Genomic DNA, 20228 nt, shown 5'->3' on the forward strand with positions numbered 1-20228 from the left:
TTTTCGGCTTTGCTTGCGAGAGCCCACTATGCGCCCGCCAAGCCGCAAAGAAAAATATTTAATCCAAATTTTATTATTAACCACACCAATAAATAAGCAGCAACCAACGCCACGCTAAATCCCGCCGGGCAAAATAATCCCCAGGGATCCCATTATTTTCGCCCCCTGTTTCTGCAAACTTTCTCACCGGGCCTGTCAGCGCCATAGCCCATTCCGGTGACAAAGAAACAGAAATAGCAAAATCCCACAATCGAAAATTTCTTTATCGTGGACGGGCCTGGCATCGGCATCCGCCCAGCCGCAGCAATGCCGCGTGCAGACGGCGGCAGACATGCCCGTACAGGCACGCGCAGCGGATGGGCGATCCAGACCTGTGCATATAATTAGCCACCTTACTATTAGCCACCACCATGCAACTCAGCCAAAAGTACAACGCCCTGCTGGACGAAGCCCAGCGGCGCGGCATGCCCGATGTGGAAGGAATTCGCCTCTGCTTCCAGACGCTCACACTGGCAGCAGGCATTGACCGCGACTGCGCCCGCCTGCTGGCGCCCCACGGCTTGTCGGAAGGGCGCTTTGTGCTGCTGTTCCTGCTCGACGCTGCGCCCGATGGACTGGCCCCCAACACCCTGGCCGAGCGTGCGGGCGTGACCCGGGCCACCGTCACCGGCCTGCTCGATGGCCTGGAGCGCGAAGGCCTGGCGGCCCGCCATGCCGAGGCCGGCGACCGCCGCGCGCTGCGCATACGGCTTACCGGCAAAGGCCAGCAGGTGGCGCAACAGGTGTTTGCGCAGCACAGCCACTGGATCGCAGGGTTGTATGCTGGTCTGTCGGCCAGCGAGCGCCAGCAGCTGGCCCAGCTGCTGGACAAGGTGGCCCGCAACCTGGGCCCGCCAGCGCCATGAGCAGCCGACGCAAAGGCGCGAGCCGCGCCGCTGATATCCCCTCCGATGTGCTGCAAGCGCTGTCCAACGGCGAGATCGCCACGGCCACCCTGGCTGAATGCACGGCGCTGGACCAGGCGCAGCTGCTGCGCACAGTCTTTCCAGGCCTCTCTGCCCAGACCTTGCAGCAGGCAGATGCCGCTTGCGCGCTGGGCATTCTCAAACGCATGGGCCGCATGGCGGAGTTGCTGCTGCATGCGCTGGGCGCCGATGGCATCGCGCGGTGCCGCAGCCACCCGGCAGACACGGTGCGCGGCTGGGCCTGCTTCATGGTCGGTGCCCAGCCGGGGCTGGCACTGCCCGCACGCCTGGCTGCCATCCAAAGCCTGGCGGACGACGGGCATTTTGGCGTGCGCGAATGGGCCTGGATGGCCTTGCGCCCGCATCTGACCAGCGATCTGGACCAAGCCATCGCGCAGCTGATGCCGTGGACGGCATGGCCGTCCGACAAACTGCGCCGCTTTGCCTGCGAGGCGCTGCGCCCGCGCGGCGTCTGGTGCGCGCACATCAGCGCGCTCAAAAAAGCACCTGCGCAGGCCCTGCCACTGCTGCAGGCGCTGCGTGCCGACCCCTCTGTCTATGTGCAGGATTCCGTCGCCAACTGGCTCAACGATGCGGCCAAGGACCAGCCCGACTGGGTGCGCCAGCTCTGCAACCAGTGGCTGGGCGATGCGCCATTGCCCAGCACCGAACGCATCTGCCAACGCGCGCTGCGCAGTATTCGCTGAAAGAAGACCAACCCCAGCCCCATCAACTGCGCTGCCTGCGGCGCAGTGCCCACATCCCCAGCAGCGTCAATGCCGCCCCCATCAGCGCCAGCTTGCTGCTGTCCAGCGCAGGTACTCGCTCTGGCTGCTTGACGATGAGCTCATCCGGAGCGTGGCAGACCAGCGATGCGGTAGCGGGCGTATTGGTCTGTCCGGTCGGCGAGAGAAAATCGCTGCCTGGTGTGATGGTGTTGGTGACCGAAGGGCTGCTGCGGCATGCCTGAACACCCGCATCAGTATTGGGCCAGGTTACTGGTACGGTGATAGCGCAGCCACCGGGAGGCACGGTAAAGCCGGTGTAATCGATGACGTTGCCACCCTCGCCAGCGCCAAGGCTGCCTTTTATACAGGTGTTGCTGATGGCGCCCCCAGCGACAACCAATGGTGTAGGCAGATTGTTGGCCAGGGTCAGGTTGTTGAAGTCATGGGGTGTGACGTTGAGCAAGCTGATGGTCAAGGTCGCGCCGTTGTCGCCCGTCCCCAAGTGGAGGTCAGACTTGTCAAAACTGGCGCTGACTTCGGGCACACCGCAAGCACCGGTTGCCGAAGTGGCTGCGTCGAGGAATGCGGGGGCGATCTTGCCTTGGTATTGAGCCCAAACATTCTCGAAAAAGAAGAAGGTATCCATCATCACAAACACACAGGCACCTAGGCCACCATTGGACTGCGCTTTAGGAATCGTGAGGCCATAGACCATGTTGCTCGACCCTAATTGAGCGACTTGAGGGATACTCATTGTGCCGCTGTACAGTACATTTAGCTGAGGAACCGAGTCGATTAAGGTAAAGCGGCCACCTTGCTGAATCCCTACGCTCTCAAACGCAAGGGCATAGGGCGAGTCAGGATTCAAGGAAATCTCACTTCCAACTTCGGAGATTCCTCTCGAAAATTCCGACATTGTTCCGGTATTCAAGGCGCCTATCATTACATCTATATTGCCTTCGAGGCTGACTTCATCACAACATCCATCGACAAAGAAAACCATGGCTTCCGCCCAACGATTGGCCAAGGCTTGCTCCAGCACCTGCCAGTTGGATGGATCGATGATTCTATTGGCGTTTGCAACAATCACCATATCGTAGGGGCCCGTTGGCGTGTTGAAGGTCTCCGCTGAAATAGCGTCGGGATGGCCTAGCACTGACAGCCTCGTGATTTCTTCGGGATTCGCCAGTACCGATGCAAACTCGTTTTGCAGGTTGTCATAAGCAGCGTCCACCTCTGCTAACTCTTCAGATGTACTAGCCGCATTGGTGGTAAGCAACAGAATCTTTTGCGCCACCGCCTGTGATACAGAACCACCGAGCAAGAAGGCAGACAACAGCAGCCTGCTTAGAAATATGCCACTTTTCATCGATAACTCCTTTGAAAATGAATTTGCTACCTTGCACGGTAGCCCGCATGCAGACCTGGCAAATACCTGGGGCGGAAGTCAAAAGACCGGATTGCCAATATTCGATTACCCTTTCCACTTCCATCACCAGTATTTCCCAAGGCTGCCAACTACTATGCAGACATTCATTTCAAATGAAAAATACTCCAAGCAGCTTAGATCATTAAACGATTGAATAAATAAAAGCCAGCTGAGTCATTACCCACTTCAAAAACACAGCACCCCGTGTTTTACAAAGCTCGCTTTAGTCATCACCTTACAAAATGACAGCAACCATGCAGCAACTACCGCCTTTTAAAAATTACGAAAAATGTAAAAACCAACAACCGCCCCCAAACGCTGACGTGACCGAAGAACCTCTTATAGACGGCGTTGGTGACTGACAAGGTCTGCGGCATACTTGGCAGCCTGCATCGGGATCAAGCCCCCGTGCAACCACCACAGATAATCGTGAAGCCGCTGTTGCTGGCAGCTTTGGCGCCCACTGCAGCGCTCAGGCTGCCGGCCATTCAGGTATTGCTGACACAGCCAGCGCCCAACAAAAAGGCTGCTCCCCTTTCAGAAAAGCAGCCCTGCAGCAGGCATCAAGCCACGGCAAAACCTCAGCTGTAAGCTTGGCTGTCCTTGTCCGTAATAGCACGCAGCACCCGCGCCGGATTGCCCGCGCTGACCACCCCTTCGGGCACATCCTTGGTGACGATGGCGCCGGCCGCAATCACGCTGCCCGCACCGATGCGGACGCCAGGCAGCACCTGCACGCCGGCGCCAATCCAGACGTTGTCGCCGATCGTGATGGGCAGGGCAAACTCCAGGCCCTGGTTGCGCCGCTCAACATCCAGCGGATGCCCGGAGGTGTAGAGCCCGACATTGGGCGCGATGAAGACGTTGTTGCCGATGCGGACCTTGGCGGCATCGAGGATGACCAGGTTCACATTGGTGTAGAAGTGGTCGCCGATCTCGATGTTGAAGCCGTAGTCACAGAGAAACGGGCCATCGAACACGGGGTTGCGGCCCAGCTTGCCCAGCAGGCCGCGCAAGACCGCTTCGCGCTCGGAACGCCGGTGGGCGCCAATCTGCTGGAAGGCAAACAGCTTTTCCTTGGCGGCATCGCGCAGCTGCAGCACGCTGGGGTCGTAGTTGGCGTCGTACAGCAGGCCGGCAGCGGCTTTTTCCATCTCGGTCATCGTGTCTTTCGTCCTCTTGGTGGCAAAGGGACTGAGTCTAGCTGCCTCTTGGCTGGCGCCAGATGCCCTGGCTGAGGATGGGCTTCAACCCCCCGCCGCCACAGCGGCCGGCGTGATGCGCAGCGGGATCGTCACCGGGCCGTCGTTCATCAGGTAGACCTTCATGTCCGCGCCAAAACGGCCGGTCGCCACCTCGGGGTGCAGCGCACGGGCCTGCGCCACCACGTAGTCGTACAGGCGCTCGCCATCGGCCGGGGGCGCGGCCTGGGTAAAGCTGGGGCGGTTGCCGCCGCTGGTGTCTGCCGCCAACGTGAACTGGCTCACGATCAGCAGGCCACCGGCCACATCGACGACGCTCTTGTTCATCTTGCCAGCTTCGTCCTGGAAGATGCGCAGCTTGAGCATCTTGGCCAGCCACTTGTCGGCGTCTGCCTGGCTGTCGCCGCGCTCGGCACAGACCAGGGCCAGCAGCCCATGGCCGATCTGGCCGATCACCTGGCCATCCACTTCGACACGCGCTTCGCGCACCCGTTGCAATACGCTGATCATGGGAGATTCTTGTTTCCGGAAAGGCGGCAGGCGCAAACGCTGCAGCCGGTGTTCAGGGTTCAGGGGCTGGGTGCATCGCCATGGCGCTGCACAGCCTCGGTCTGGGTTTGCACGCCCAGCGGCAGCACTTCCATGCTGATGCGTGCCTGCGGCAGCTCCTGCAGCAGCGCGGCTTCGAGCTGCATGCGCAGCTGGGTGGCGTGGGCCAGGCTCCAGCCGCCGGGCATGTGCAGGTGCATGTCGATAAAGTGCAGCGCGCCGGCGCGGCGGGTGCTGAGCTTGTCGCAGTGCACGGCGCCGCCGGTTTGCGCCTCGAAGGCGCGCACGCAGCGCTCGATCTTGGCAAGGGTCTCCGCGTCGATGGATTCGTCCATCAAGCCCTGCGACGAGCGCCAGACCAGCTGACCGCCCTCTTTGAAGATATGCAAGGCCACCGCAATGCCCAGCACCGCATCCAGCCAATGCCAGCCGGTCAGCATCGCCAGCAGCAAGCCGCCGACCACACCGGCCGAGGTCCAGACATCGGTCATCAGGTGGCGGCCATCGCCTTCCAGCGCCATGGACTGGTGTTCGCGTGCGGCGCGCAGCATGACCCAGGCCAGCCCACCGTTGAGCGCCGTGCTGAGCATCGACAGCGCAATGCCCCAGCCCAGCTGCTCCAGAGGCTGGGGGTGGAGCAGGCGGTCCACCGAGGCCCAGACGATGGCCATGGCCGCGCCAAAGATCAGCAGGCCCTCAAAGCCGGCCGAGAAGTACTCCGCCTTGGTGTGGCCATAGGGGTGGCCCTCGTCGGCCGGGCGTTTGGCGATGGTCACCATGCCCAGCGCAAACAGGGCGCCCACCAGGTTGACCAGCGATTCCAGCGCATCGGACAACAAGCCCACCGAGCCGCTGACGGCCCAGGCACTGGTCTTGAGGGCAATGGTGGCAATGGCCACCACCACCGAGATGCGCAGCAGGTTCTCGGGCGTGGTCCGGCGGCTGTGGGCTGCGGCGGATAAGGCGGGTTTCATGGCGGCGGGGTGTGGCCTGGTTTACAGCAGGCGGGCCTTGACGGTCTTGCCCTTGACCCGGCCGCTGTTGAGGCGGTCCACCGCCTGGTGGGCGATGTCGCGGCTGACGGCCACATAGGTCGAGAAGTCGTTCACATTGATCTTGCCGATCTGCTCCTTGGCATAGCCAAAGTCGCGCGTCATGGCGCCCAGCACGTCACCGGCACGGATCTTTTCCTTGCGCCCGCCAATGATCTGGATCGTGCGCATCGCCGGCACCATGGGCTGGCTGGAGGCGGGGGTCAGCTCGCTCAGTGGATGCCATTGCGACTCGCGCCCCTGCAGCACTTCGATCTTGCCGACCGAGCCCATCTCGTCCATGCTGGCCAGGCTCAGCGCCAGGCCTTCGGCATCGCCCCGGCCGGTGCGGCCAATGCGGTGGATATGGACTTCCGGATCGGGCGTGGTGTCCACATTGATGACGGCAGCCAGGTTGGCGATGTCCAGCCCGCGCGCGGCCACATCGGTGGCCACCAGCACGCTGCAGCTGCGGTTGGCAAACTGCACCAGCACTTCGTCACGCTCGCGCTGCTCCAGCTCGCCAAACAACGCCAATGCGCTCACGCCCTGGGCCTGCAGCACCTCGACCAGGTCACGGCACTGCTGCTTGGTGTTGCAAAAGGCGATGGACGACTCGGGCCGGAAATGCGCCAGCAGCTGCGATACGGCATGCAGGCGCTCGGATTCCTTGACCTCATACCAGCGCTGCTCAATCTTGTGCGCGCTGTGCTGCGAGGCGACCTTGACGGTCTGCGGATCGCGCATGAAGCGCTCGGCCAGTTGGGCAATGCCCTCGGGGTAGGTGGCCGAGAACAGCAGGGTCTGTCGCTCGGCCGGGCACTGGCTGGCAACGGTGACGATATCGCCATAAAAGCCCATGTCGAGCATGCGATCGGCCTCGTCGAGCACCAGCGTGTTGAGGGCGGCCAGGTCGATCACGTTGCGCTCCATCAGATCCATCACCCGGCCCGGGGTGCCGACGATGATGTGGGCGCCGTTCTCCAGGCTGGCGATCTGGTTGCGCGAAGGCACACCGCCGTAGACGGTGACGACCTTGATGTTCTCTTCGGCGCGCGCCAGCCGGCGGATTTCGGTGGCGACCTGGTCGGCCAGCTCACGGGTGGGGCAGAGCACCAGCGATTGCACCGCAAACCAGCGCGGGTTCAGGCGGGCGAGCAGGGCCAGGCCAAAGGCGGCCGTCTTGCCGCTGCCGGTGCTGGCCTGGGCAATGACATCCTTGCCTTGCAGCGCAAAGGGCAGGCTGGCCGCCTGGATTGCCGTCATCTGCGTATAGCCCAGCTGCTGCAGATTGGCCTGCATGGTCTGGCCCAGCGGCAGTTGGCTAAAGGAGGCGGCGTCCGCTGCGTTGGCGGGGGTGTTGGTTGCGTTCATGCCGCGATTATCCCGCGCCCGGGCCAGGGGCCGCCAACCACCGGGCGGGAAGCCCTGAAATCCGCCGTCGTCCACAGCGCTGCAGGCAGGCGATTTGTCATGCCGCCGCCCCAAAGCAGAGGCACAATGGTGCATGACCTATACCAAACCTGCCTTTACCGCACCGACCAGCCACCGCACGGCTCAATCCGCGCTGGCGCAGGTGCAGGCCATCTATGCCGAACAGATCGGATTCCTGCGCCAGGCCATGCAACGCTTTGTGGCGGGCGAGACCCCGGCGGCCCCGTACCGCGCCTGCTACCCCTTTGTGCGCCTGCACACGCGCACCGTGGCGCGGGCCGACAGCAAGCTCGCTTATGGCTTTGTCGAGGGCCCCGGCCACTACGAAACCACGCTGACCCGCCCCGACCTGTTTGCCAACTACTATGCCGAGCAGTTCCGGCTGCTGATCGAGAACCACAATGTGGAGCTGGAAGTGGGCACCAGCAGCCAGCCGATTCCGATCCATTTCTCGTTTGCCGACAACGACCACATTGAAGGCCAGCTGAGTGCCGAGCGCCGCATGCTGATGCGCGACGTCTTCGACCTGCCCGACCTGCATGCGATGGACGACGGCATCGCCAACGGCACCTGGGAGCCCAAGCCGGGCGAGCCGCAGCCGCTGTCGCTGTTCACCGCGCCGCGCATGGATTACTCGCTCCAGCGCCTGCGCCACTACACCGGCACCCTGCCCGAGTGGTTCCAGAACTTTGTGCTGTTCACCAACTACCAGTTCTATATCGACGAGTTCATCCGCCTGGGCCGCGCCGAAATGGCCAACCCCGACAGCGAATACATCGCCTTTATCGAGCCGGGCAATGTCGTCACCCGCCGCCAGGGCCTGGCGCCCGAGGCCGTGGATGCGCTGGGCAGCCCGCCGCCGCGCCTGCCGCAGATGCCCGCCTACCACCTGGTGCGCGCCGACCAGTCGGGCACCACGATGGTCAACATCGGTGTGGGCCCGGCCAATGCCAAGACCATCACCGACCACATCGCCGTGCTGCGCCCCCACGCCTGGATGATGCTGGGCCACTGCGCCGGCCTGCGCAACAGCCAGCAGCTGGGCGACTATGTGCTGGCCCATGCCTATGTGCGCGAGGACCATGTGCTGGACGAAGAGCTGCCGCTGTGGGTGCCCATCCCTGCGCTGGCCGAGATCCAGGTCGCGCTGCAGCAGGCGGTGGCCGATGTGACCCAGGTGCCCGAGGACGACCTCAAGCGCTTCATGCGCACAGGCACCGTGGCCAGCACCGACAACCGCAACTGGGAACTGCTGCCCGACAACACGCCCCAGCGCCGCTTCAGCCAGAGCCGGGCCGTGGCGCTGGACATGGAGAGCGCCACCATTGCCGCCAATGGCTTCCGCTTCCGCGTGCCCTACGGCACCTTGCTGTGCGTCAGCGACAAGCCGCTGCACGGCGAGATCAAGCTGCCGGGCATGGCCAACCACTTCTACCGCGAGCGGGTGGACCAGCATCTGCGCATCGGCATGCGGGCGGTCAACATCCTGCGCGAAGGCGGTGTGGACCGGCTGCACAGCCGCAAGCTGCGCAGCTTTGCCGAGGTGGCCTTCCAATAAGTTGCGCTCCCCAGCGGCGCTTTGCACCGCTCCCTTACTCCAATGCCAGCACCAGCGTGCTGGCTTTTTTACTTATGGGGAACTACCTAACTGCAAACCCTGTGGATAACTGTGCGCCTCACTTCCACAATGGTCGGCGGGCCGTGAAGAAGCCTTTGCGCCCGCACCATAACAACCAGGAGACACAGTGACCACAACCATCCTCCCACCCCTGCGGCGCCTTATCCCTCTGACGGCCGTCGCCAGCGCGGTCCTTGCGCTGTCCGCCTGCGGCAGCGGCGGTTCGCACAGCTTCAATTTTGACGAGGCCAGCCTGGCGCTGGCCAAGCAGCAGGTGGCAGCCAGCCAGATCGGTCTGCCCACCAGCGGCGCCACGGTGACCTCGACCGAAACGCCAAGCGCCGCCACCGGCGCGCAGCCGCCGGCATCGGTCCGGGCCAATATCTCGATTGCGCCGGTCGACCCTGGCGCCCCGGCCATCAAGATGGGCCTGCTGCTGCCCAAGGACTGGAACGGCAAGGTGGTGATGGTGGGCGGCGGCGGCTACAACGGCGTGATGCCCAGCCTCTACACCTACCCGGCCGCCCCCGCCAGCCAGGGCGCCTACCCGCTGCTCAACCAGGGCTATGCGGTGTTTGGCAGCGACTCCGGCCACCAGGCCGGTGCAGCCGGCAGCCGCGATGGCAGCTTTGGCACGAATGACGAAGCGGTCGCCAACTTCTCCGGCGCTGCGCTGAAGAAAGTCAGCGACGTGGCCGAGGTGCTGGTGACGCGCTTTTACGGCAGAAAGCCGGACAAGCGTTACTTCATCGGCGGCTCCACCGGCGGGCGCGAAGCACTGGCCGTGGCCCAGAAATGGCCGTCCGACTGGGATGGCGTCGTCGCCTGGTACCCCGCCTGGAATGCGGCCAGCCTGGATCTGCAGTTTGGCCGCATCAGCCGCGCCTTTGCCCAGCCGGGCGCCTACCCCAGCCTGGGCCAGCGCAAGCTGCTGCGCCAGGCGGCGCTGGAAAAGTGCGATGCGCTCGACGGCGTGCAGGACGGCGTGGTCAGCAATGTTGCCGCCTGCAACAGCCAGTTTGACCCGGCCACCGCTACGCTCAATGGCCAGCCGCTGCGCTGCGCCGGTGGCGCCAGCCAGGAAGGCTGCCTGTCCGATGCGATGATCAGCGCGCTCAAGACCTATAACAGCGAAATCCGTTTCAGCACCCCGCTGGGCAGTGGCGAGACGCAGTACCCCGGCTTCAACGTCTGGGGCTCGGAACTGGGTGAGGAAGGCAGCAGCCCGCTGCAGCCCACCGTCAACCTGCTGGCGATGAACACCACCGCCCCGGCCAGCCCTGCACCGCTCACCGCTCCGTACTGGGCAGTGTTCTGGGACCAGTGGGTGCGCTACTTTGTGACCCGCGATGCCAACTTTGATGCGCTGTCGCTCGATCCGCAAAACCCTGGCGCCTGGACCGACCGCATCCACCAGCTCACCAAGCTGCAGGACATCAACAGCACCGACCTGTCGGCCTTCAACAAGCGCGGCGGCAAGCTGCTGATGGCGCATGGCACGGCCGATGTGCTCGTCAGCACCCGCGCCACCGCGCAGTACTGGCAGCGCCTGGAGCAGACCATGGGCGCCCCTGCCGTCAAGAGCTTTGCCCGTTACTACGAGGTACCCGGTTACGGCCATGCGGCCAGCACCGCCTTCAATGCCAACTGGGATTCGCTCAAGGCGCTGGACCAATGGGTGACCGCTGGCACCGCGCCTGGTGCCCAGGTGGTCAGCGACACCGCGGGTGTGCCTGGCCGCACCCGGCCGCTGTGCGAGTACCCGACGTGGCCACGCTACAAGGGCAGTGGGGATGTGAACGTGGCTGACAGCTACAGCTGCCAGTCCAACTAAAAACCACCGCACCAAGCACGCCCCAAACAAAAGCTGCTGGACGCCCTGCAAGGGCAGCCAGCAGCTTTTACCATGGCGCCGTCTAGGGAGCGCTGCGCCCCAGCCGCTTACGCCGCCACGCGGGGCTTGACCAGCGCCGCCGCCTTTTTGGCGTTGTCGCGTGCGGCATCGGTATCGGCCGCGCGGGCCAGTGCCACGCCCATGCGGCGGCGGCTAAAGCTCTCGGGCTTGCCAAACAGGCGGACTTCGGTGCCGGGGATCTGCAGGGCGGCATCGACACCATCAAACACAATGCCCTGGGCATCGACACCACCGTAGATCACGGCGCTGGCGCCAGCGGCCTTGAGGCTGGTGTCCACCGGCAGGCCCAGAATGGCGCGGGCATGCAGCTCGAACTCGTTTTGCCACTGGGTGATCATGGTCACCATGCCGGTGTCATGCGGGCGGGGGCTCACTTCGCTGAACCAGACCTGGTCGCCCTTGACGAACAGCTCCACGCCAAACAGGCCCAGGCCGGCGGGCTCGCCGTTCAGGCCGGTGCCCAGGTCGCTGGTGATGGCGCGGGCAATGTCCTGCGCCAGGGTCAGCGCGCCGGGCGCCATGCGGGCCGGCTGCCAGCTCTCCACATAGTCGCCCTGCACCTGCACATGGCCGATGGGCTCGCAGAAATGGGTTTCGATCTGGCCGGCGGCATTCTTGGCGCGCACCGTCAGCAGGGTGATTTCGTAGTCAAAATCGATAAAGCCTTCGACGATGATGCGGCCGCCCTGCACCCGGCCGCCTTCCATCGCATAGTTCCAGGCCTTTTCCACATCGGCCGGGCCGTCGATCTTGCTCTGGCCCTTGCCCGAGCTGCTCATCACCGGCTTGACCACGCAGGGGTAGCCAATGCCGCCATCGATGGCCGCCTGCAGCTCGGCCAGGCTGTCGCAGAACTGGTAGGGGCTGGTGGGCAGGCCCAGGGTCTCGGCCGCCAGGCGGCGGATGCCTTCGCGGTCCATCGTCAAACGGGTGGCGCGGGCGGTGGGCACCACGCGCACGGTGCCTGCGGCCTCCAGCGCCTGCAGCGCGGGCGTCGCAATGGCTTCGATCTCGGGCACCACCATGTCGGGCTTTTCTGCCTCGATCAGCGCCGTCAGCTGGGCCGGGTCGCTCATCGTGATCGTGCGGGCATGGTGCGCCACCTGCTGGCCGGGCGCATGGTCATAGCGGTCCACCGCCACCGTCTCCACGCCCAGGCGCTGCAAGGCAATCAGCACTTCCTTGCCCAGCTCGCCGCTGCCCAGCAGCATGACTTTGGTTGCGTTCTTGGTGAGCGGGGTGCCGAAGGTGGTCATATCAGGTCGTGTCTACAAAGGGGCTGCGGCGCAGCGATGGACGGGATTTTAGAGTGTCTTCAGGAACCTTGAGCAGTGGCCTGGCGAGATGGGATGCTAGGGGGCGCCTAGCTGCGGAGTGCGCAGCCAATAGTTCGCTATTGGCAAGCGCTCCAACGACGCAGACCGCTCGCCAGGCCGCTGCTCTGTCGCCCAGTTTGTGCCGCAGTGCAACACCTGCCGCTATGATCTTGCCACCGGGCTTGCCGATAGGCGCTGCAGGGCGGATGCAGGCCAGCCCCTCTCCCAGCAACAGGACCCAAGGAAGACAGATGACGATCCAGACCGTAGGCGTAATTGGTGCAGGCACCATGGGCAACGGCATTGCGCAGACCTGCGCAGTGGCCGGGCTGAATGTGGTGATGGTGGACATTTCGGACGCCGCCGTGCAAAAGGGCTTGGCGACGGTGGGCAGCAGCCTGGACCGCCTGATCAAGAAGGAAAAGATCAGCGAAGCCGACAAGGCCGCCGCACTGGGCCGCATCCAGGGCAGCACCCGCTATGAAGACCTGCAGAAGGCCCAGCTGGTGATCGAGGCGGCCACCGAGAACTACGAGCTCAAGCTCAAGATCCTGCAGCAGGTCGATGCGCTGCTCGACCCGTCCGTGCTGCTGGCATCGAACACCTCGTCGATCTCGATCACCCAGCTGGCTGCTGCCACCAAGCGCGCCGACAAGTTCATCGGCATGCACTTCTTCAACCCGGTGCCGATGATGGCGCTGGTCGAAGTGATCCGTGGCCTGCAGACCAGCGACGCCACGCATGACGCCGTCAAGGCACTGGCCGAGAGCCTGGGCAAGTCACCGATCAGCGTGAAGAACTCGCCCGGCTTTGTCGTCAACCGTATTCTGGTGCCGATGATCAACGAGGCCTTCTATGTGCTGGCCGAAGGCATTGCCTCTGCCCAGGACATTGATGACGGCATGAAGCTGGGCTGCAGCCACCCGATTGGCCCGCTGGCGCTGGCCGACATGATTGGTCTGGATGTCTGCCTGGCCGTGATGGAGGTCTACCTGAAAGACTTTGGCGACAGCAAATACCGCCCCTGCCCGCTGCTCAAGGAAATGGTCGCCGCCGGCCAGCTGGGCCGCAAGACCGGCAAGGGCGTCTACAGCTACGCCTGAGCGCGGGCGCCTGCGCTGCCCAGCGACCCCTGCCCCATGCCCGCGCCACGCAGCACCCCGATCTGGAAAAAGGCCCTGCCTGTGGCCGCGCTGGTGCTGGCCCTGGTGGCCTGCCTGGCCGGCTTTCGCATCTGGAAGCAGCAGCTCGAAGATGCGCCGGTCGATGCGCTCTACCGCGACTACCTGGCCTATGTCGCCGCCCGGGTGCCGGCTGCCGATCTGCACTTGAAGCGCTACTACCAGCGCTACGGGCGCGACACGGTGGCCGCCAGGCATTTCAAGCCCATCTGCCGCAGTGTCACGGCCATGGCAGACCAGCAGGCGCTGGACCTGGGCGCCAGCGAATGGCACACCCTGGCAGGCAGCTGCCGCTGGCCGCTGAGCAACGACGAGATCCACCTCCTGCCCTGACCCCACCACACAGACAACACCCCACCACCGAGACAAGCATGCCCACTCCGAACCTCTTCAAAAAAGCCATGGCCGCCGGCCAGGCACAGATCGGCCTGTGGTCGGCCTTTCCTTCGCCCTATATCACCGAGCTGCTGGCCGGCAGCGGCTATGACTGGATCATGCTCGACACCGAGCATTCGCCCAACGATGTGCCCCAGGTACTCCAGCAGCTGCAGGCGGTAGAAGCTGCGCTGCAGCCCCGTCCCACCAGCGCCGTCGTGCGCCCGGCCTGGAATGACCCGGTCCTCATCAAGCGCTACCTGGACATTGGCGCCCAAACGCTGCTGATCCCCTTTGTGCAGAACGCCGACGAGGCCCGCGCCGCCGTGCAGGCCATGCGCTATGCGCCCAAGGGCATTCGCGGCATGGGCGGCTCGATGCGCGCCAGCAACTTTGGCCGCGACATGCAGTATGTGGACGATGCCGACAAGGAGCTGTGCCTGCTGGTGCAGGTGGAAACCGCGCAGGCGCTGGACCAGATCGAGGCCATCGCCGCCGTCGATGGGGTGGACGGCATCTTCATCGGGCCGGCCGATCTGTCGGCCAGCATGGGCTACCCCGGCCAGCCGCGCCACCCGGTGGTCAATGCCGCGATCAATGACGCCATCACCCGCATCCGCGCTGCCGGCAAGGCCCCCGGCATCCTGATGGTGGACGAAGCCCGCGCCCGCGAATGCCTGGCACTGGGCGCACAGTTTGTCGCCGTCTCGATGGACCTGATCCTGCTGCGCACCGCTGCCGATGCGGTGGCTGCCAAATTCAAGGACAGCAGCGGCCAGGTGGTGCAGACCGCATATTGAATGGACGGGGCGCAACCGAGCCGCCCTCTGCGGCGCGGGTTGCCTGCCTTTCAGACGAAGCCAGGGCCATGCACCGGCCCTGGGCAAACACCCTGTTGGCTGCAGGTGTTTCCCCAATTAAGTTGCGCACAATTTAATTGAGCACTATAATTCAAATCATGCCTAACGCCAACCCTGCCACTGCCCACAACGCGCTGCTGCTCGACCAGCAGCTGTGTTTTGCGCTGTACTCCAGCTCACTGGCAATGACCAAGCTGTACAAGCCCCTGCTCGAACCATTGGGTTTGACCTACCCGCAGTACCTGGTGCTCTTGGTACTGTGGGAAGGCGATGGCTGCATGGTCTCCGAGCTGGGCGAGCGCCTGTACCTGGATTCGGGTACGTTGACGCCGCTGCTCAAGCGCATGCAGACTGCCGGTTGGCTGCAGCGCCAGCGCGACAGCGACGATGAGCGCCGCGTGCGTGTGCACCTGACCGATGCCGGCCGGCAACTGCGCGAGCAAGCAGCCGCCGTTCCCGCCTGTGTGCTGGAGCGCAGCCAATGCAGTTTGCAGGAGTTGCAGGCCTTGACCCAACAGATCCAACAGCTGCGCAGCCGATTGGCCGCGCCGCTGCCCGCCGCTTCTTGAAGAAGCAGTTTTTTTGTCCCACCGTTGACCAGGAGTTCACCATGGCTACTCTCGAAAAAGTTCTGTACACCGCCCACGCACACACCACCGGCGGCCGCGACGGCGCATCGCGCACCAATGATGGCCGCCTGGACGTGCAACTGTCCTCGCCCGGTACCAGCGGCCAGGGCACCAACCCCGAGCAGCTGTTTGCCGCAGGCTACTCTGCCTGCTTCATCGGCGCGATCAAGGCGGTCGCCGGCAAGCAAAAGCTTGCACTGCCCGATGGCCTGTCGATCGACGCCGAAGTGGACCTGGGCCCCATCCCGAACGCCTACGGCATTGCAGCCCGCCTGACGGTCAACCTGCCCGGCATGGACAAGGCCGCCGCTGAAAAGCTGGTGCATGACGCCGACCTGGTCTGCCCTTACTCCAATGCCACCCGCGGCAATATCGACAAGACCCTGACCGTGGTGGTGTAAGAACGTGTTTACGATCTCCTCGTGTAGAGATCGTAAAGACGTTCTAAGCCGCACAGCGCAACGATTGACCCTCTCCAGTACAGCCGGTGCATGCCTTGCATGCCCGGCTTTTTTTGCGCCCCTTCGGTCAAAACGGGCGACACAAGATAGGCGCACAATGGCAGGATGCACGACAACGATGACTACCCGCCCAGCAGCCCGCAACAGGAACATGCCTATGCCGCACTGACCCCCGATCTGGTGCTCGATGCGCTGGCATCGGTCGGCCTGTGGGGCGATGGCCGCCTCAATCCGCTGTCCTCGTATGAGAACCGGGTCTACCAGGTCTGGCTGGAAGACGGCAGCAAGGTGGTCTGCAAGTTCTACCGCCCCGGCCGCTGGAGCGATGCGGCCATTGCCGAGGAACACCATTTCTCCCAGCAGCTGGCCGATGCCGAAGTGCCGGTAGTGGCACCGCTGCAACTGGGCGGCCACAGCCTGCTGCAGCATGGCGGTTTTCGTTTCTCGGTCTCGCCGTGGCGGGGCGGGCGCCAGCCCGATCTGGACGATTGGGAAGTGCTCGAATGGGTCGGCCGCTTTCTGGCCCGCATCCACACCGTGGGCGAGGCCCAGCCCTTTGCGCACCGCCCCAGCATCAACGCCCAGGACTTTGCCCGCGAACCCCATGACTGGCTGATGGCGCACGGCGCCATCCCACCCGGACAGCGCAGCGCCTGGAGCGATGCCTGCCGCCGCGCCACCGACAAGATCTGCGAGATCATCGACCCGGGCAGCGCGACCGGCCACTTTGCCGCAGGCAGCTTTCGCAGCCTGCGCCTGCATGGCGACTGCCACCCGGGCAATGTGCTGTGGGTGCCGCCGGAGAACCAGGGCGGCGGCCCGCATTTTGTCGATCTGGATGACACGCGCAGCGGCCCCGCTGTGCAGGATCTGTGGATGCTGCTGTCAGGCGACCGCCGTCAGCAAAGCGCGCAGCTGTCGACCCTGGTGGAAGGCTATGAGCAGTTCCGCCCATTTGACCGGCGCGAGCTGGTACTGATCGAGCCGCTGCGCACCCTGCGCCTGATCCACTACAGCGCCTGGCTGGCCCGGCGTTTTGACGACCCGAGCTTCCCGATCCATTTCCCCTGGTTTGGCAGCGAGGCCTACTGGCAGGAGCAGACGCAGCTGCTGCAGGCCCAGCTCATCGCGATGGACGAGCCGCCGCTGTATGTGTAGAACCGGTTAACAGCGGTTGTTCAGCCGGCAGTCGGGCAGCAGCTGCCCATCGGCGCCGCGCCACTGCAGGTTGGCATCGTGCTCACCCGCGGGTGGGTTGACCACCCCTGGTACGACCATGCCGGGCTGTGCGGACCGGGCATAGTCCGGTGCCGTTGCGGGGGCCGATGCAGGCGCCACGGGCGCAGCGGGGTCATACAGCACCGTGCCGGTGCCCACCCCCACGCCCACATTCGCACCACCGACGGAGGTGCCCACGCCGACACCCGCATTGCCCGTGACCTGGCCGCGCTGGTTGACCCCCACACCCACACCGACGGGGCCCACACCCGTGCCCACCCCGGCGCTGACACCGCCACTGCCCACACCGACGCCGACCGAAAACGGCCCCACCGGCACGCCCACACCTACATACGGTGAGCAGGCGGACAGCGCAGCCACGCAGGCCACCGCGATGGCAGCGGCAGCCGCAGCGCGGCAGTGGCGGGAGGGCGAAAAGTACAGCGTGGACATTCGGATCATGGCTATTTTTACCAGCCTTGCCCCACGGTCCCGCGCTACAAGGGCATTGCCATGGACTTTGTCTGCCTATGTCCTACGCCAGGCCATGGGCACCTGCGCCGCCTAGCGACATGCGCGGCCCCGCTGCCTACAATCCAGCCCACCGTCCTTGCCGGCCAGCCGCTACCCGCCGCTGGCCTGCTGCAGCCACCGCAGCCCAGATCCAAGTCCTGCAATGAAATACCCCTGGCCGCCCTATTTCTGGGTGTGCTTCTCGATGTGCGTCGGCGTCATGGGCACGGCGCTGGCCAGCCCGCTCTACCCGCTGTACCAGGCGCAGTGGCAGCTGCCGCCCAGCGCCATCACCCAGGTGTTTGTGCTGTATATGGCCGCAGCGCTCACCAGCCTGATGCTGCTGGGCGCGATCACGACGCGCTATGGCTTTTTCAAGGTGCTGCGGGCGGGGGTGATTCTGATGAGCGGCGGCGTGCTGCTGTCGGCACTGGCCTGGAACATGCAGGTGTTTGGCCTGAGCCGCATCATCATTGGCCTGGCCTCGGGCATGATCACGACCTCGGCCTCGCTGGGCCTGACCCAGCTCAATACCAGCGGTGACACGCAGCGCGCCGCTGCCACCACCAGTCTGACGATTGCCTTTGGTTTTGGCTTGGGGCCCATCGTCGGTGGCCTGGTGGCGCAATGGGCGCCCTTTCCGCTGCGCAGCGCCTATCTGCCATCGCTGCTGCTGAGCGCCTTGGCGATTTATTCGCTGTTTCAGGTGCAGCTGCCGGCCCACTTGCAGCCCGCGCCTGCCAGCACCCGTTTTGGCCTGCGGCAGCTGATGCCGCGCCTGACCTTCCCGGAGCGCGCTGCGCTGCGCCGCTATGGCCTGGCCTCAATGGGGGCGTTCTGCGCCTTTGGCATGTTCAGCCTGTTCGCATCGCTCGCCCCCAGCTTCATGCAAAGCATGCTGCCCTGGCATGGGCCGGCGATCAGCGGGCCATCGATCGGCCTGATCCTGCTGCTGTCGGCCGCCACGCAGTATGCCGCCAAGGGCTTTGTCACCCGCAAGGTGCTGATCACCGGCTACGCATCGCTGGCGCTGTGCAACCTGCTGCTGATCGTCAACGTGTTTGCCAGCTCGGCCGGCGTGTTTCTGCTCTGCGTGCTGACTGCCGCACTCGGCCATGGCCTGTGCAACCTGGGCGGCATCTCGGTGGTCAACAAGGTGGCACGGGCCGACAACCGGGCCGGCCTGCTGGCCACCTACCTGGTCACCGGCTATGTGGGCACAATCTTGCCCATTCTGGGGATTGGCTGGCTGTCCGACCAGGTGGGCCTGTCACGCGCGCTGCTGGCATTCTGCGCGGTGTTTGCGCTGCTGGCCACGGCGCTGGCGCTGGCCACCTGGCGCACGCAAGTGCCAGCCCCCCGGCAATAGGAGCTCGCTTATTTGCGCGGTGGCAAGGTGATGCTGATCTCGTGCGAGATCTCGGGCCCGCTCTCTGCCGGGCGGATCACCTGCTCTGGCGGCGGTGGTGGCGGTGGGCGCACCACGGTGGGGCGCGGCACCAGCTTGGGCTGGATGTTCTTCTTCCAGGCCTCGACCAGCACTTCGTTGACAAACTGCCGGTCCAGCCACAGCCACAGCAAAAACGGCACCAGGGTCGGCAGCACCAGGCTGCCCAACTGGTAGCCATAGGCCAGCAGATCCAGCTGGGTCTGCGAAATCTTCAGCAGCCGCAGGTCCAGGTTGGTGGCCAGTACCACCTGCATCAGCAGGCTGGTGGAGATGCTGAAGGCCTGGAACGGCAGCAAGATCACATAACCGAGAACCGCACGCCAGACACGCCCCTTGCGCCAGGCGGCCAGCAACAGCGCCAAGAAGATCGGAAAGCCGTAGGCATAGCGGCCCGGGTCGCCATCGACCGAGATCTCGGCCCAGCGGCCACCGGTGTTGGCATTGGCGACGCCGACCGAGGTGTCGACCTCGATCTTGCCCGGCGCGATGTGCACCTGCTTGACCCAGCCCGATGCCAGGTCCTGCATGCCTTCCTTGGAGATCACCGCCACCGGGTAGCCCATCCAGGGAGACAGTTGCACCCACAACGTGGTCAGCACGATGATGCCGGCGAAGGCCAGCAGCGCAAATCGCTGTATCGGGTTCAAGCGCTTCATCCCTCTTCCTCGGTCTCGGCCCTGGGGGCCATGTATTTCTAGTGCGGTGAATGGAAAAAAGCCAGCAGTGCGCACACTGCTGGCCGGTGCAGGTCAGGCCGCGGCCAGCGCCGGGCCCGCTCCCGAGCCTGAAGGGGGTGGCGCGTCCGAGCCATCCTCGGCCCGCTTGGCGCGCTGGCCTGCACGCACCCAGACCAGCCAGACCACCAGCACGTCCAGCATGATCAGCGCCTGCCACAGGTACTCATGGGCGAAGTTGAAAGCCGACATGTTCCACTGGCCGAGGTAGAACAGGCTGATCACGCGCACGATATTGACGGCCTGGACCGCGATGAAACCCAGCACCAGGCCGATGAGCTTGTGGCGCCAGCTGGATGGAAAGGCCATGATGGCGGCAAACAACACAATGCAGGCCTCGATGCCGTTGCAGCCGGCCTCGATGGACACGCCAAAGTTGGTGGCATGGTTCCACAGCACCTTGCCTTCTGCCACTGCCGACTTGTCAAACCAGGTCACCAAAAAAGCGCAGATCTGCGCCAGCATGGCTGTCCACGGCTCGACCAGGTGCTTTTGCACCCAGCTCAGCATGTTGAGACCGAACAAGGAGAGCTGCAGCCCCAGAAATACAAAAAAGAAGCGAACCATGGTGAGTGCCTGCTGTCGTCGAAGTGGACGTAGGAGCAAATATAGCCGTTAAA

The 20228-nt window shown here is 64.3% G+C and carries 20 protein-coding genes; 11 read left to right on the forward strand and 9 right to left on the reverse strand.

Features of this window, described 5'->3' with window-relative positions; translation table 11 throughout:
- Positions 1 to 410 precede the first annotated feature (410 nt).
- Positions 411 to 905, forward strand: a complete 495-nt coding sequence (locus ACHWUQ_RS13135) for a MarR family winged helix-turn-helix transcriptional regulator (RefSeq protein WP_394681412.1) — start codon at positions 411 to 413, stop codon at positions 903 to 905.
- Positions 902 to 1672 carry a DNA alkylation repair protein gene (locus tag ACHWUQ_RS13140; RefSeq protein ID WP_394681413.1) on the forward strand — a complete coding sequence of 257 codons (771 nt, stop codon included), beginning with the start codon at positions 902 to 904 and terminating at the stop codon, positions 1670 to 1672. Before ACHWUQ_RS13135 ends, ACHWUQ_RS13140 begins: the two co-directional genes overlap by 4 nt.
- A 22-nt stretch (positions 1673 to 1694) precedes the next feature.
- Here the strand turns inward: ACHWUQ_RS13140 and ACHWUQ_RS13145 are convergent, their stop codons facing one another.
- From ACHWUQ_RS13145 to dbpA, 5 genes are all read right to left on the reverse strand, one after another.
- Positions 1695 to 3062 (reverse strand): hypothetical protein, encoded by a 1368-nt coding sequence (locus ACHWUQ_RS13145; protein ID WP_394681414.1) that lies wholly within the window; start codon positions 3060 to 3062, stop codon positions 1695 to 1697.
- A gap of 641 nt (positions 3063 to 3703) precedes the next feature.
- Entirely contained in the window at positions 3704 to 4285 is a 582-nt protein-coding gene (locus ACHWUQ_RS13150; protein ID WP_394681415.1) for a sugar O-acetyltransferase, read from the reverse strand.
- An 84-nt stretch (positions 4286 to 4369) separates the two neighbouring features.
- A complete protein-coding gene (gene dtd / locus ACHWUQ_RS13155) occupies positions 4370 to 4834 on the reverse strand; it encodes a D-aminoacyl-tRNA deacylase (protein ID WP_312835275.1) in 465 nt (154 codons plus the stop codon).
- A 59-nt stretch (positions 4835 to 4893) separates the two neighbouring features.
- A complete protein-coding gene (locus ACHWUQ_RS13160; protein WP_394681416.1) occupies positions 4894 to 5847 on the reverse strand; it encodes a cation diffusion facilitator family transporter in 954 nt (317 codons plus the stop codon).
- A 21-nt stretch (positions 5848 to 5868) separates the two neighbouring features.
- Positions 5869 to 7278: an ATP-dependent RNA helicase DbpA gene (gene dbpA, locus ACHWUQ_RS13165; RefSeq protein ID WP_230770951.1), complete on the reverse strand. Its 1410-nt coding sequence runs from the start codon at positions 7276 to 7278 to the stop codon at positions 5869 to 5871.
- 133 nt (positions 7279 to 7411) lie between these two features.
- Here dbpA and ACHWUQ_RS13170 point away from each other — a divergent pair, with 133 nt between their 5' ends.
- Positions 7412 to 8896, forward strand: coding sequence for an AMP nucleosidase (locus tag ACHWUQ_RS13170; protein ID WP_239809670.1), 1485 nt, complete (start codon positions 7412 to 7414; stop codon positions 8894 to 8896).
- 187 nt (positions 8897 to 9083) lie between these two features.
- Positions 9084 to 10790 (forward strand): tannase/feruloyl esterase family alpha/beta hydrolase, encoded by a 1707-nt coding sequence (locus ACHWUQ_RS13175; RefSeq protein WP_394681417.1) that lies wholly within the window; start codon positions 9084 to 9086, stop codon positions 10788 to 10790.
- Positions 10791 to 10897: 107 nt separating this feature from the next.
- Here ACHWUQ_RS13175 and purT read toward each other — a convergent pair whose 3' ends face one another.
- Positions 10898 to 12127 (reverse strand): formate-dependent phosphoribosylglycinamide formyltransferase, encoded by a 1230-nt coding sequence (purT, locus tag ACHWUQ_RS13180; protein ID WP_394681418.1) that lies wholly within the window; start codon positions 12125 to 12127, stop codon positions 10898 to 10900.
- Positions 12128 to 12393: 266 nt separating this feature from the next.
- On the opposite strand from purT, the gene ACHWUQ_RS13185 reads away from it, so the two are divergent.
- The 6 genes from ACHWUQ_RS13185 (at position 12394) to ACHWUQ_RS13210 (ending at position 16851) form a co-directional block, all read left to right on the forward strand.
- Positions 12394 to 13290 (forward strand): 3-hydroxybutyryl-CoA dehydrogenase, encoded by an 897-nt coding sequence (locus ACHWUQ_RS13185; protein ID WP_342395185.1) that lies wholly within the window; start codon positions 12394 to 12396, stop codon positions 13288 to 13290.
- A gap of 36 nt (positions 13291 to 13326) precedes the next feature.
- Positions 13327 to 13701, forward strand: coding sequence for a hypothetical protein (locus tag ACHWUQ_RS13190; protein WP_239809674.1), 375 nt, complete (start codon positions 13327 to 13329; stop codon positions 13699 to 13701).
- A gap of 38 nt (positions 13702 to 13739) precedes the next feature.
- A complete protein-coding gene (locus ACHWUQ_RS13195) occupies positions 13740 to 14543 on the forward strand; it encodes an HpcH/HpaI aldolase/citrate lyase family protein (protein ID WP_312450624.1) in 804 nt (267 codons plus the stop codon).
- A gap of 158 nt (positions 14544 to 14701) precedes the next feature.
- Positions 14702 to 15172, forward strand: coding sequence for a MarR family winged helix-turn-helix transcriptional regulator (locus ACHWUQ_RS13200; RefSeq protein WP_239809675.1), 471 nt, complete (start codon positions 14702 to 14704; stop codon positions 15170 to 15172).
- 41 nt (positions 15173 to 15213) lie between these two features.
- Positions 15214 to 15633, forward strand: coding sequence for an organic hydroperoxide resistance protein (locus ACHWUQ_RS13205; protein ID WP_239809676.1), 420 nt, complete (start codon positions 15214 to 15216; stop codon positions 15631 to 15633).
- 165 nt (positions 15634 to 15798) lie between these two features.
- The gene (locus ACHWUQ_RS13210) at positions 15799 to 16851 is read left to right on the forward strand and encodes a serine/threonine protein kinase (protein WP_394681419.1); all 1053 of its coding nucleotides are present in this window, start codon (positions 15799 to 15801) and stop codon (positions 16849 to 16851) included.
- Between the two features lie 6 nt (positions 16852 to 16857).
- On the opposite strand, the gene ACHWUQ_RS13215 is transcribed toward ACHWUQ_RS13210, so the two are convergent.
- On the reverse strand, positions 16858 to 17364 hold the full coding sequence (locus ACHWUQ_RS13215; protein WP_394681420.1) for a hypothetical protein: 507 nt from the start codon (positions 17362 to 17364) through the stop codon (positions 16858 to 16860).
- A 265-nt stretch (positions 17365 to 17629) separates the two neighbouring features.
- Here ACHWUQ_RS13215 and ACHWUQ_RS13220 point away from each other — a divergent pair, with 265 nt between their 5' ends.
- Positions 17630 to 18793, forward strand: a complete 1164-nt coding sequence (locus ACHWUQ_RS13220) for an MFS transporter (RefSeq protein ID WP_394681458.1) — start codon at positions 17630 to 17632, stop codon at positions 18791 to 18793.
- Positions 18794 to 18801: 8 nt separating this feature from the next.
- Here the strand turns inward: ACHWUQ_RS13220 and ACHWUQ_RS13225 are convergent, their stop codons facing one another.
- Together ACHWUQ_RS13225 and xrtH are read right to left on the reverse strand one after the other, a co-directional pair.
- Positions 18802 to 19530: an exosortase H-associated membrane protein gene (locus ACHWUQ_RS13225; protein ID WP_239809678.1), complete on the reverse strand. Its 729-nt coding sequence runs from the start codon at positions 19528 to 19530 to the stop codon at positions 18802 to 18804.
- 93 nt (positions 19531 to 19623) lie between these two features.
- Complete coding sequence (gene xrtH / locus ACHWUQ_RS13230) at positions 19624 to 20175, reverse strand: exosortase H (RefSeq protein WP_239809679.1); 552 nt, start codon at positions 20173 to 20175, stop codon at positions 19624 to 19626.
- Between the last annotated feature and the right edge of the window lie 53 nt (positions 20176 to 20228).

Origin of the sequence: uncultured Comamonas sp. (assembly GCF_964277875.1) — a bacterium.
In the GTDB taxonomy this organism is placed as follows: Bacteria; Pseudomonadota; Gammaproteobacteria; order Burkholderiales; family Burkholderiaceae_C; genus Comamonas; species Comamonas sediminis.

Bases quoted from the DNA above. Each gene is read 5' to 3' on its own strand.
- ACHWUQ_RS13145 (WP_394681414.1), bottom strand. From the start codon at position 3,062: ATGAAAAGTGGCATATTTCTAAGCAGGCTGCTGTTGTCTGCCTTCTTG.
- ACHWUQ_RS13140 (WP_394681413.1), top strand. From the start codon at position 902: ATGAGCAGCCGACGCAAAGGCGCGAGCCGCGCCGCTGATATCCCCTCC.
- ACHWUQ_RS13220 (WP_394681458.1), top strand. From the start codon at position 17,630: ATGTGCGTCGGCGTCATGGGCACGGCGCTGGCCAGCCCGCTCTACCCG.
- ACHWUQ_RS13215 (WP_394681420.1), bottom strand. From the start codon at position 17,364: ATGTCCACGCTGTACTTTTCGCCCTCCCGCCACTGCCGCGCTGCGGCT.
- dtd (WP_312835275.1), bottom strand. From the start codon at position 4,834: ATGATCAGCGTATTGCAACGGGTGCGCGAAGCGCGTGTCGAAGTGGAT.
- ACHWUQ_RS13200 (WP_239809675.1), top strand. From the start codon at position 14,702: ATGCCTAACGCCAACCCTGCCACTGCCCACAACGCGCTGCTGCTCGAC.
- purT (WP_394681418.1), bottom strand. From the start codon at position 12,127: ATGACCACCTTCGGCACCCCGCTCACCAAGAACGCAACCAAAGTCATG.
- ACHWUQ_RS13160 (WP_394681416.1), bottom strand. From the start codon at position 5,847: ATGAAACCCGCCTTATCCGCCGCAGCCCACAGCCGCCGGACCACGCCC.
- ACHWUQ_RS13205 (WP_239809676.1), top strand. From the start codon at position 15,214: ATGGCTACTCTCGAAAAAGTTCTGTACACCGCCCACGCACACACCACC.
- ACHWUQ_RS13210 (WP_394681419.1), top strand. From the start codon at position 15,799: ATGCACGACAACGATGACTACCCGCCCAGCAGCCCGCAACAGGAACAT.
- ACHWUQ_RS13225 (WP_239809678.1), bottom strand. From the start codon at position 19,530: ATGAAGCGCTTGAACCCGATACAGCGATTTGCGCTGCTGGCCTTCGCC.
- ACHWUQ_RS13190 (WP_239809674.1), top strand. From the start codon at position 13,327: ATGCCCGCGCCACGCAGCACCCCGATCTGGAAAAAGGCCCTGCCTGTG.
- ACHWUQ_RS13185 (WP_342395185.1), top strand. From the start codon at position 12,394: ATGCAGGCCAGCCCCTCTCCCAGCAACAGGACCCAAGGAAGACAGATG.
- ACHWUQ_RS13170 (WP_239809670.1), top strand. From the start codon at position 7,412: ATGACCTATACCAAACCTGCCTTTACCGCACCGACCAGCCACCGCACG.
- ACHWUQ_RS13195 (WP_312450624.1), top strand. From the start codon at position 13,740: ATGCCCACTCCGAACCTCTTCAAAAAAGCCATGGCCGCCGGCCAGGCA.
- ACHWUQ_RS13150 (WP_394681415.1), bottom strand. From the start codon at position 4,285: ATGACCGAGATGGAAAAAGCCGCTGCCGGCCTGCTGTACGACGCCAAC.
- ACHWUQ_RS13135 (WP_394681412.1), top strand. From the start codon at position 411: ATGCAACTCAGCCAAAAGTACAACGCCCTGCTGGACGAAGCCCAGCGG.
- xrtH (WP_239809679.1), bottom strand. From the start codon at position 20,175: ATGGTTCGCTTCTTTTTTGTATTTCTGGGGCTGCAGCTCTCCTTGTTC.
- dbpA (WP_230770951.1), bottom strand. From the start codon at position 7,278: ATGAACGCAACCAACACCCCCGCCAACGCAGCGGACGCCGCCTCCTTT.